We start from the raw sequence: 10,393 nt of genomic DNA, 5'->3' as shown, positions 1-10,393 counted from the left end.
CATAGTTTCATATGATTTTATGGTATATATTCTCACTACAAATTTGCCTTTAACCACAATCAAAATTAAAAAGACAAAATTAAAAAAAATAAAAAACAAAAGTGGGCATTTTAATGCCCACTAATAAGTTATATTATCTTATTTATAATACTATAATTATCTTACCTTTAATACAATATTATCTTGTTCATAATACAATAATACTAAAATTCTATAATACTAAAATTCTATAATACTAAAATTCTATAATACTAAAATACTGTAAGATTATTACTTCATAATACCGTTTTCGTACTTAGTGTTGATAATTTCGGCAACTGCAACTTCAAGGTCTTCTTCCTTAATTTTGCCGTTTTTAACTGCACTTGTAATTGTCTTTACTGCAGTTCCTAAGTCCTTTGGCATTAGGATAATCTGGTTGCCGTCATTAAAAGCAGTCAGAACATCCTTCTTAATGTTTTTGCTTTTTGCTAGGCTATCAGAAACCTGTAGCTGGTCTTTGTAAGTAAATGTTGTTTTTGAGCCATCCTTCATAATGAATAGAGGTGTTTTTGAGTAAGACTGAGTAGTGTCTATCATTTCGTTAAATGCCTTTTTACTTTCAACATTTTGAGGATAATAAACAATACCACCGACAGGGTATTTCTTTAACTGAGATTTTGTTGTTTCACCTGCAACTGTAGCTACATCAACACCGGTTAGCTGTTCAGGTGTTACAACAAATAACTGACAAACTTTTTCGTTTAGAGACATTTTATCAACATATTCTTCAGCTTTAATTACATTCTGACTAATAGGAGAAGTTGTTGTAGGTTCAGTAGTTGAAACAGTGGTAGTTGTTGTAGTTGTTGTACCGATAATAGTATCCTTAGCACTGTTAAATGCCTTTGACAGTTCACTTCTAAATACAAAACCACCAACTGCAAGAATTGCTACAATAAGGATAACTACAATTAAGATTACAAGTCCTTTGTGACTGTTATTTCCATGTTTTCCATTTGACATAAAATATCACCTCAAAAATATTTAATGCTTATTTGTATAATAAGCAATCATTCCGTTTGTTATACCGTCAACCATTTTTTCTTGGAATTTTTTGTCTGACATTTTTCTGTCCTCTTCAGGATTAGTCATAAAACCAAGTTCAAGAAGAATACAAGGAACAGTAGTAAAGTTAAAGCCTACTAAATCATTTCTTTCAACAGTACCTCTGTCTGCAAGTCCTGTTGACTTAATGTATTCCCTTTGAATAATTGACGCAATGTTCTTACTTTTTTCTGCTATTTTATTATTAATATGTTCTGCTGATGGGTATAGGGTAGATGCACCGTTAACTGATTGGTCATCAAGTCCGTCAGCGTGAATTCTAAATGCCAAGTCAACTTTGTGCTTGTTGCCGTATTCTGCCCTTTGTACAAGGCTCATAGGTGTAGTTTTCTTAGTTCTAATCATAAGCACATCAGCACCGAGATTTTGTAACTTTTTCTGCAACTTCAAAGCAATTTCAAGAGTTAAGTCACCCTCACGCTTTTTTGTTACAACACCGGTGCTACCTGTTGAACTGTTTTCGTAAGTTACCTCACTGTCACTTGCACCTTTATACTTTGGTTCAACATAATTGCCACTACATCCGTGACCTGCATCAAGGAGAACCTTAAAACCGGAAAGTTTGCCTTTCTTTTCAGTTGGTTTGATAGTTGAATTTTCGGTAGTTTTTTCAGTATTATGGGTAGTGGCAGTAACTGATTGTGAAGTAGCTTTTGACTGTTCTGTACTTTCTGTATTTTCAGAACTTTTTCCACATCCTGCGAAAGAAATGAGGAAAACTATCAGTAAAGAAAAGCTAATAATTCTTTTCATAAGATTACCTTACTTTGAGTCAAGAGAGATAATAGAGTTCATATAATACTCAGGAGTGATTTCTTCCAGCTTATCGGCAATTTCATCATTACCTTCAAATCTAAATAACATCATCTGAATATCAAAAAGCTCCTTGTTAACTGCAAAGCCTTTGCCTTGTTTAAAAGCAATAAGTGTTGCAATTCTGTTTGGTCTCATAATCTGTGACAGTCTGTAGTAGTCCTTGTTTTTCTCAAGGTTACGAATAACACCCATCTTTGGCATATAGTAAAAGTGTAGTCTGGCTCTTGTGCCGGTTCTTTTTGCTAAGCTCCAAATGTGTTTTTTCTGTCTGTCATATTTATTAGAAAATTTGTAAATAAACATATGTCGTGACTTCCTTCTAAAATATCTTTTCCATATATTTTTGTTTCGAGTTAGTGTTCTTGAAAACTGTTTGCAGGAAGTGTCTAGGAGAACAATGTTGTCCTTTTCTTCCTTTGGAATTTCATTTCGCCAATCATAGCTAAACAGTTTATCCAAGATAGAGTCTATCCTGGTAGAGATTGAAAAGTTCTTACCGTCAATCTCTACATTTTTTGTTTTTGCAAGTGGGTCATAAGAGAAAGTTTCAAGTGTTTCGTTAAAACCCTTAATAGAACAACGGGAAGTGATTTTCCCTGAATGGGCTAATGAAAGTTTTTCAAAAATATTTTTGGATGTTTTGTTTTTGCCTGTAAGTTTCATTATATTAACAATAGGTACCGGCAAAAGGTACTTGAAACTTTCAACATTTACAAAACTGCAAAAGTGTTTTTCCCATCCATGTTCAAGAAATCTCAACTTGAAATGTTGAAACTTGGTGGTTTCTTCATTTCTAATAGGCAAAATCTCAACATATATACCGGACATAAAAATGTTTGACTTTTGGTCTAGGGAAATATTTGTTGTTTCACTGTTGCAGTATCTTGCTGAATAATCCATATATTCAGGGTTATTGTACATAGAATCAAAGGTTCTAGTGTAAAGTCTTTCTTTGCTCATTGCTTTACATAGCTTTGTAAAGTCATCATTGTGCATTATTATTCTGGCACAATCATCTTCGATAGTGTGTTTTGTAATTGCACTTACTGCAGTTTTGCCGTATAGGGAATAGGAGATATTGTTTTTCTTGCAAATATCATCAAGTTCTTCAAGTAACTTTACTACATAAATACTTGCAGATTTATCATACATTACTATCACCGGGAGCAACTAGGTTGTGGTCTGTGTGCTGAGGACCATCAACAGTATTTCTAAATCTCTTGCCTAAAACAATAGGAGTTGTCTTAACTTCAGGGTCAGCATATGCACCTACTTCTTCAATAATGTCAATCATTGTTGTAAGGTCAATTCCTTCACCAACAAACATTTTGTCAATTAGAGAAACCTTGCTGTAGATTTTGCTGATTGTCTTACTGTCTTTGTATGGAGCTTTCCACTGTTCAAACATATTCTTACGCATAATTGCCTTTCTTTCTTCAGAGGCTTCTTCTTCTTTTCTTGTTTCAATATTTAGTTTGCGTAAGAAGTTAACTTGTTCTAAGTAGCTATCCAACTTTTCAAGGTCACTAAAGAATCTGTACTTTAAGATGCAAAGTGTCTTGTCGTTATCTGTGTTTTCTGTTGCCTTAATGTAGGACTCAATAGCCTGTTCGCTTTCACCCTTTTTGTAAAGAATATCACCAAGGATAAGGTCCTTAACACTTGAGTCCTGTAGCTTGTTAACCTTTTCTTCTAACTTTAGAAGTTCATCATAATCTTCACAAAGCAGTGAATTTAGGAATAACTTATTTTCCTTTTCAACTGCAATAAAGAAAGAAGTAACCTTGTTAACTGTACTTTCGTATTTATCAGAGAGAAAACGGATTTTGTCTTTAAGAAATGCAAATAGTGAATATACCTTGTCGTTTTTGCCTTCCTTAATTACTAAGTCAACATACTTGTTGATTAGGTCTGTGTTTTCAGGTAGAACAGAAAGTGCTTTTTCTGCATCAAAAATTGTATTAATATTAGGAATATTCTCTGTAACAATATCCTGAATGTCAAGCTGAGTAAAACCATTTAGAGTATTGTGGAAAGCATCAATATATGAGTTAACAAGCTTTTCCCTTTTTCCACCACATTCAAGGTCAAGCTGATACTTTAGAAGATCACCGTCATCAGGATAAATCTTTAGACCTTGGTTAACAAGTCTGTTAAGGTCGTGGAAATATTTGTTCATTCCAAGTTTCATTAGAATGTAAATTCTTAGCTTAATAACACCGATTGAGTAAGGATATTTCTTGTATAAATACTCACTTTGTTCTTCAGCATCAACCAGTTTACCGATACTTGTGTTGTGTACTGCTTCTCTAAAGAAAAGAATATCTCTCTTTAGACCTAGCATAAATGGAGTTACAACTTTCTTCTGTTCAGTAACTGTAATGTATCTCATTGCCTTTGAGATGTTGTTTCTGTTAAACAGAGTAAGTACAATCTTGTCGGCAATTTCATCCGATAGCTTTAGCAATACAGGATGACGATATTTATAAACATCATTGTAGTTGTCACGACCAAAGTAGTCCTTACGGAACTGTAGTGCAATATAGTCTGAGAAAATTTCTTCAAGTGTAGCAAAGTCGTTGTTCTCATATGCTCTGTTAATATCAGCTTTGCAATTGTTATATTCGTCTCTAAAGCTCTTTGCCTTTGACTTTAGAGAAACTAAAATGTTAAAGTTCTTAACAACAAGCCATAGTGACATAAATGGCATAACAAAAGCTTTCTTGCGAAGAAAAGTTTTCATCTGTTTTTCAGGGTCAACAAAATGCTTAATTTCGTTTCTGATAACTTTGTAGTCAGTATCAAGTGAGAAGATAGCGTTGTGACCTGCTTGTTCGGTAGCAGGAGGTACAAACATCCATTCATCTTCATAGTGTTCTACAAGGTAGTCGCTGATATAGTCAGGTGCTTGACCCATAGTATCTTCAAAAAGAACCCAGTTCTTACTGTCACCAAAGATTTCTTTTCTGAATAACAGTGGTGTACCACCCCAACGAAGAACTACATAAGGACAATCCTCTTCTTTGTAGCTAAACATCTTCTTTTGTAGATTATCAAGAACCTTGTCTTTGCCCTGAAATCTCATTTTTAAACGGTAGAAACCGTATCTGAAGTGGTTGTAACCGAAACGATAGGAATAAACAATACAAGGGTTAATAAGGTCACTGTATAGTGTAATATCCTTTGTGTATTGTTTCCATGATTTGTTGTTGTCAGGTAGATAGTCATAACAGATAATGTCAATCATATCCCCTGCTACATCATCAAAAAGTACCTGTGTTGAGTGTACAGCAGATGATGTTCTGTCTGTATATCTTGCAATAACATTGTGGAAGTTGTGGTTAAGTTCCTGACACTCCAAAATTCTGTTGTCAGGTAGTTCAGTCTTACAAACCTGAACAAACTTTTCCCAGTTGTTTCTTGTCATTGTAATATCCATATCGTCATCCCATGGGATAAAACCTCTGTGACGAATAGCACCGATTAGTGTACCACCGGCAAGCTGGTAGTCAATATTGTGCTTTCTACATAATTCATCTACTTCTTTATATAGAACATACAAATGTTTTTGTTTATCAGTCATCATAGCTTTTTATTTCCTTACATTAAATTTGAATTTGACCAGTTAATTTATAGAGAGTTTCTGCAATTTCCTTGTTAAAGGTACTGCTTTCATCAATAGAAAGGTCTTTTATAAAGTCGTTTCTTTGCTGAATAGTTATCAGTCCAACTTTAGTGATTATCTCTAAGAAATTCAGAACACTTGGGTAGATACCCTTGATTCTGTCTGTGTAAAAATCATAAACAGATTTTTCATCACTTTTTTCTTTTTCGTTAATTTTTTTAGCACTGATTTTGCTATCAAAACTACTGTCATAAATATGTTCGATTGAACTTGTAAGTTCTCTATAAATACAGTTTATTTCACCTAAAAAATCCTTTTTGATTACAATTGTTAAGTAAGGGTCTTTGTTCTCCTTAGCAACCTGAATCAGAATTTTGCTAGACTTTTGAAATTCTCCAATTTTTCTTAGCACATGGGATTTTAATATTAAACAGTATAGATAATTAATGTCACCAATATCTATGTTCACCATATGACTGTCTATGTTGTCAAGTATCATAGACAGCTTGTTAAAGTCGGTACAGTTGATTATCTCTGCTGAAACACAGGTGATAAATTCATTTTTGCAAATTCCTTTAACAATGTTGTGATACCACTGTGATATTGTTCTTTCTGTTTTTGAAAAAATATTTTGAGCAAATTTTTCTTTGTATTTATATCTTAGGTTTACAAGATAATACACAAAGTCATATTGCTTTTTAGCTTTTCTTTCTCTGCCTTCTGTTTGTTCTATTTCATTATTCATCAGCTGAAACTTCTTGTTGTATAACCTAAAGTCATCATTAAGAATAAGCAGAAGTCTGTCGAGAAAATCTATGTTATGGGTATCCTTAATAAGTGTATCAAGGTGCTTATCAAGGGTATACCTGATTTCTCTTTTTGTAATAATATTGTCTGTTTTAAAGTAAGCATCAATGTATCCTAAAATAGCTTTTTCTAGGTCATCATTTATCAAAAGCTCATTTTGATACTTTAGCAAATCACCATCATTAGGGAATATCTCAAGACCTAAGTTAATAAGACCTTTGATTTCTACTGTGTGGTCATCAGCAAAGAAACTCTTTAACAAACAGTATATTTTCAGTTTAATAAAAGAAATATTCTTAGGGTATTTCTTTAGCAGTTTATCAAGTAGGGTAATAGCTCTGTCAAATTTATTTTCATCAATGAGAACAAGGGCTTTTTTGTAGTGGAAAATATTTTCTTCAACTACCTTCATTACAATTGTTTTCTTGAAATGATATGAGTAAACTTGAATGAACCTTTTTGCCTTGTCAATTCTGCTGGTATGAAAAAGTGTAAGTACAACTGCCTCATAATATTCAGGGTCAATCTTAATCAGTAGTGGGTGATGGTAGCGATATATGTTGTCCAAATCCTTGCTACCGATTAGCTTTTTACTGCTTTGATTTTTTATGTATTCAGAAAAAATCTCAGAAAGCTTGTTGTAGTTTTCTTCTTCAATAGCTTTTTCTATTTCATCATTTTTGCTACGCAAAAAGTTGTGGTCCTCAAGGCTTTTACCGATAAGTTCGATTTTACTTCTAAAGTCCTGAACCTTTAGTCCTTGCTTTTCTGTTAAAACGTCAAAGTTCTTTTTGCTATTATACTTTTTGTCAAGTTCTTCTTTGTCAATAAAGTTATATAGCTCTGACTTAATATTTTCATAAGTGGTTTTTTGGTTAAGGATAAGTGTATCATCTGTATTTTTAGGATTGTTCTGATACATCCATTCCTCACCATATATAATAGAAAGGTAAGAATAAGGATTTTCAAAAGTTCTGAACTTTCTACCTGCAATGGTTACTATAGAATTAAATGAACCTACAATTCTTTTTGGAATACATACAGGCAATGAAGGTTCTCTAACCATATAAAAGTTGCAGTTGTAATTATTAAATTTTTCCAGGTTAGATTCTAAAGACTCAAGAATAGACTCTTTAGAAACTACTTTGCCTTTTGCTTTATTAAATAGATAAGAAAATTTGTTGTCTTCATACGGTATACTGTAGTTCTTGCTATTGTTAAGAAAGTCACAGTAAAGCCTTAACTTTTTGTAATAATGCTCAGCATCATTTTTGTGATTTCTAACATTATCCAAGCAGTAAATGTCAATACCAATACCGGCTTTGTCACCGGTAATTAGGTTGTGCTTGTCAATTAAAGTTGTTTTTGTGTTTACATATCTGGCAAAAGAATTTGTACAAAACTCATTTGTTTCTCTACAATCTAAGAAACGATGGTTTGTTCTTTCACATTTTTTACTGCAAATTTCAATGAATTTGTAGTAGTCATTGCTTTTCATATAAACAGAGATAGTGTGGCTTTCCGGAAGCATAGAGTTAATGCTGATTGCTCCCAAAAGTGTGTCGCTACCAATACCGTAAGAAATATTGTGTTCTGTGCAAATATCAGCCATCTCAATAAGTAGCTGATACAAAATTTCTTGATGTTGTGTTAGCATTTTTTATATACTCCAAATAAGTGAATTTTAAAGTATTAATTAGAAATATTCGTAACCACCACTAATTTCAAGTAATGTACCGTTGATAAAGTCATTGGTCATTGTGTCATATACAAGTTTTGCAACTTCATCAGGTTGTGCAAAACGGTGAAGGTTAATCTTTCTGTTGATTCTGTCGTAGCTTTCCTGTGAACGACCCTTCTGCCAAGGTGTTTCAACAAATGATGGTGCAATAGCGTTGATAGAAACATTTTGACCATCAAATTCCTTAAGTAAGCACTTTGCCAGGTGATGAACACCTGCCTTTGAAACAGAATATACTAGGGAAGAACTGTATGAAAGTTTACCACATAGTGAACCCATAAAGATGATCTTGCCACCGTTATTAAAGTGTGGCTTAAACTTCTGTACCATAAATGTAGGAACAGAAAGGTTTGTTCTTAGGATTGTGTCCCATAGTTCATAGTCATATTCTTCAAACTTCTTGTATGTGCCGATAGCAGTGTTACATACAAGCCAGTCGATTTTGTCAGATACCTTTAGTACATCATTAACAAAACCTTCCATGCCTTCATATGTTGACATATCGGCATAAATGAAAGTAACCTTTTCTTTATCAGTATCGGAAAGTTCATTTGACATTTCTTCCATCTGATTTTTGTCGAAATAATTTATAATTAGCTTGTCGTTTTTATCTGTTGATTCTTTTAGTAATTTCTTTGCAATAGCCTTGCCGATGCCTGAAGTAGCACTGGTAACAATCATTGTTTTTGCCATAATTATACCTCAAATATAAATTTAGTTATTTTTATAAAAACTGTGTAATAATCAGCTGATTACTAGGCTAAAAATACACATACTCTAACTAGTTTATTTTATCATTTGGTATATTATAAGTCAACAATATTTAGGGTTACAAATTACTTACAATATAAAAAAATAGCTGCCACTTTCGTGACAGCTAAATTGAAGGAAAATACTACCGGTTATTTTATTAGTTATGTGTATCGGAATAAGTTAGGTGGTTAAGGTTGTTCTGAATTTTGTCAACAGTTTCAAGGAACTTCTTGAAATCTTCTTCAGAAATATCTTCAGTAACTTTGTCTGTTAGAACATCAAGTGTTTCCATTTCTTTCTGTACCAGAGGAATTGTTGAGTCAACAAGCTTTAGTCTAACCATTCTTCTGTCATTTTCATCAGAGATAGTCTGTAGGTAACCGTCCTTACGAAGCTTTTCAACTTCTCTTGAAACAAGACCCTTAGAAACATAAATGTTAGTTGCAATGTTGCTGATTGTGTCATCACTAGGGTTTACATAAAGACTAGTAAGGATAGCCATACCTGTAGGTGAGATAACCTCGTCATTAACTAAGCTTGTCTGTGCACAGTTACGGTAGTTGTTTGTGATAGCCTTACATAGCTTGTTTAGGATGATTGTGTTGTTGTATAGTTCGTTACCCATAGTAAAAACTCCTTTAATTTTAAATTTATATATTTTATATTTTTTTATTTTTTGCATTTATTCATTTTAAAAATGTAATAATTTAATTTGCATATTTATATTTTACATATATTTTCTGTAATGTCAACACTTTTATGCACAATTTTTCTGCTTTTTGAATAAAATATTGTGAAAACTTTATCAATCAGCTTATAACTGATTATTTTTGATTGAATTTATTAATAAATTATGAACAATGAATGAAAAATACAAAAACAATTTGGTTTTTCCACTTTATTTATTCATAATTTGATGGTATAATGTTAATAGTTTATTTACAACAAGGAGTGTTTTATTGTGATTTTTGATTATAATAATATGGAAACAACAGTTATTAAAAATTTTAAAGGTGGAGAAAAAGAAATTTCTGCTCAAATGTTTGACGATGAGCATGGCAAGATTATGAAAGCTGTCCTAAAGCCGGGTGCATCTATCGGCTACCATAAGCATGAAGGTAATGGGGAAATTGTTTATGCTATTAGTGGTAATGCTAAAGTCCTTTATAACGACGGTGAAGAATCTTTTTCTGCCGGTCAGTGTCATTATTGCCCTAATGGTAATAGCCATAGTATCATCAATACAGGTGATGAGGACTTTGTTATGTTCTGTGTTGTTCCTGTACAGAAGTAATTTTTGATTTTACCTTGATTAATGAAAATCAGCTTTAGTAATAAAGTATTATTAGGTAAATGATTAAGAAAAAGCAGTTTGTGATTTAATTTTCACAAACTGCTTTCTTTATATGTATTCTTTTTTCTTTAAATTTGTTTTAGATTAATATAGTTGTATAAATTAGTTTTTTAATTTTTATTGTGGGTTAAGGTTAGCTAGATAAATTAGGGTTTGTAGTGCTATTTGATAGTTTCAACTAATATGGAAT

At 32.5% G+C, this 10,393-nt stretch carries 8 protein-coding genes; 1 reads left to right on the top strand and 7 read right to left on the bottom strand.

Annotation, left to right across the window (positions count from 1 at the left end):
• Nucleotides 1-270: 270 nt before the first annotated feature.
• The 7 genes from WMO18_RS09730 to WMO18_RS09700 form a co-directional block, all read right to left on the bottom strand.
• On the bottom strand, nucleotides 271-1,005 hold the full coding sequence (locus tag WMO18_RS09730; RefSeq protein WP_211148375.1) for a hypothetical protein: 735 nt from the start codon (nucleotides 1,003-1,005) through the stop codon (nucleotides 271-273).
• A 21-nt stretch (nucleotides 1,006-1,026) separates the two neighbouring features.
• Nucleotides 1,027-1,860: an N-acetylmuramoyl-L-alanine amidase family protein gene (locus WMO18_RS09725; RefSeq protein WP_211148374.1), complete on the bottom strand. Its 834-nt coding sequence runs from the start codon at nucleotides 1,858-1,860 to the stop codon at nucleotides 1,027-1,029.
• Nucleotides 1,861-1,869: 9 nt separating this feature from the next.
• Complete coding sequence (locus WMO18_RS09720; protein ID WP_211148373.1) at nucleotides 1,870-3,075, bottom strand: LicD family protein; 1,206 nt, start codon at nucleotides 3,073-3,075, stop codon at nucleotides 1,870-1,872.
• A complete protein-coding gene (locus tag WMO18_RS09715) occupies nucleotides 3,068-5,509 on the bottom strand; it encodes a LicD family protein (RefSeq protein WP_211148372.1) in 2,442 nt (813 codons plus the stop codon). Before WMO18_RS09715 ends, WMO18_RS09720 begins: the two co-directional genes overlap by 8 nt.
• Before the next feature lie 19 nt (nucleotides 5,510-5,528).
• The gene (locus tag WMO18_RS09710; protein WP_367286569.1) at nucleotides 5,529-8,012 is read right to left on the bottom strand and encodes a LicD family protein; all 2,484 of its coding nucleotides are present in this window, start codon (nucleotides 8,010-8,012) and stop codon (nucleotides 5,529-5,531) included.
• 39 nt (nucleotides 8,013-8,051) lie between these two features.
• Complete coding sequence (locus tag WMO18_RS09705; protein ID WP_211148482.1) at nucleotides 8,052-8,789, bottom strand: SDR family NAD(P)-dependent oxidoreductase; 738 nt, start codon at nucleotides 8,787-8,789, stop codon at nucleotides 8,052-8,054.
• Between the two features lie 217 nt (nucleotides 8,790-9,006).
• Nucleotides 9,007-9,474, bottom strand: coding sequence for a MarR family winged helix-turn-helix transcriptional regulator (locus WMO18_RS09700; protein WP_211148481.1), 468 nt, complete (start codon nucleotides 9,472-9,474; stop codon nucleotides 9,007-9,009).
• A gap of 336 nt (nucleotides 9,475-9,810) precedes the next feature.
• Here WMO18_RS09700 and WMO18_RS09695 point away from each other — a divergent pair, with 336 nt between their 5' ends.
• Complete coding sequence (locus WMO18_RS09695; protein ID WP_022506355.1) at nucleotides 9,811-10,143, top strand: cupin domain-containing protein; 333 nt, start codon at nucleotides 9,811-9,813, stop codon at nucleotides 10,141-10,143.
• Nucleotides 10,144-10,393: the final 250 nt, after the last annotated feature.

The organism is Ruminococcoides intestinihominis (assembly GCF_040096285.1).
GTDB classification, from domain to species: domain Bacteria; phylum Bacillota; class Clostridia; order Oscillospirales; family Acutalibacteraceae; genus Ruminococcoides; species Ruminococcoides intestinihominis.
This window is presented reverse-complemented; position numbering and strand designations above follow the sequence as displayed.